Annotated in this window: 1 protein-coding gene and 1 pseudogene; both read left to right on the forward strand. The window is 47.5% G+C overall.

Translation table 11 applies throughout. The features are described from left to right. Window positions 1-392, forward strand: a pseudogene (locus A3761_RS27590) (efflux RND transporter periplasmic adaptor subunit); the annotation flags it as partial. Further along, window positions 392-1112, forward strand: a 721-nt coding sequence (locus A3761_RS10030) for an efflux RND transporter permease subunit (RefSeq protein ID WP_197473002.1), incomplete at its 3' end; no start/stop codon positions are given. The pseudogene A3761_RS27590 and the gene A3761_RS10030, both read left to right, overlap by 1 nt.

Here is a 1112-nt window from a genome sequence, read left to right on the forward strand (position 1 = left end):
GCAAGATCACTTATATATCGAGCATTGCTGATTTGGCGACACGCGCTTTCAGAATAGAGGCCTTGGCGCAGAATTCGTCTCAAGTAAAACGCTTTGGCCAAAGCGCTCGCGTTAGTATTTTGCTTGGCCAGCAAAAAGCCCACAAACTTTCTCCTTCATTATTAAGCCTTGATAGTCAGGGTGAACTGCAAATTAAAGGACTCGATGTTGAGGGGCGGGTAAAAGCATATCCGGTTGAACTCTTACGCAGCGAGAATGATGGTGTTTGGCTAGGCGGTTTACCCGAGGTGCTTGAGCTTATTACCGTCGGGCAAGGTTTTGTTTCGGTTGGTGAAAAGGTCAGCCCTGTTCGAGTTTCGGCAGAAGATAAGGCGTCAGGAGTAGATTCTTAATGAAAGAGTACTTTGGTACGGCACCAAAAACGCCAATCGACTGGGCGATAGAGCGTCGCCGTGCTGTGCTGTTGGTCTTGGTATTTTTACTAATATCCGGGATTTTTGCTTATCAGAGTATCCCAAAAGAGTCTGAGCCGGATATTGCCATTCCTATTGTTTACGTATCGATGTCGCATGAGGGTATTTCACCTGAAGATGCCGAGCGCCTACTTATTCGGCCAATGGAGAAAGAGCTTAAGTCGATAGAGGGTGTCAAAGAGATGAGCTCCGTTGCCTCCGAAGGGCATGCATCGGTGACGCTTGAATTTGATGCCGGTTTTGACAGTGATACGGCCTTGGATGACGTCCGTGAAAAGGTTGACCGTGCCAAATCAAAGCTACCTGCGAGTAGTGATGAACCTGAAGTTAATGAAGTAAACGTCGCTCTGTTTCCAGTTTTCAGCATGAGCTTGGCAGGCCCTATTCCTGAGCGGCAGTTATTGGCTATTGTGAGAGATCTAAGAGATGACTTGGAGGCGCTTCCTGGGGTGCTGGAAGTCGATATTGGCGGCGAGCGCGATGAAGTATTGGAAATTATTGTTGACCCGCTGGTACTGGAAACATACCAGATAAACTTTGAGACCGTGTTGAGCATTGTTAATCGTAATAACCAGTTGGTTGCTGCTGGCGCCATAGATAGTGGTTATGGTCGTCATGTCATTAAAGTGCCGGGTGTTA

Source organism: Oleiphilus sp. HI0123, assembly GCF_001635315.1.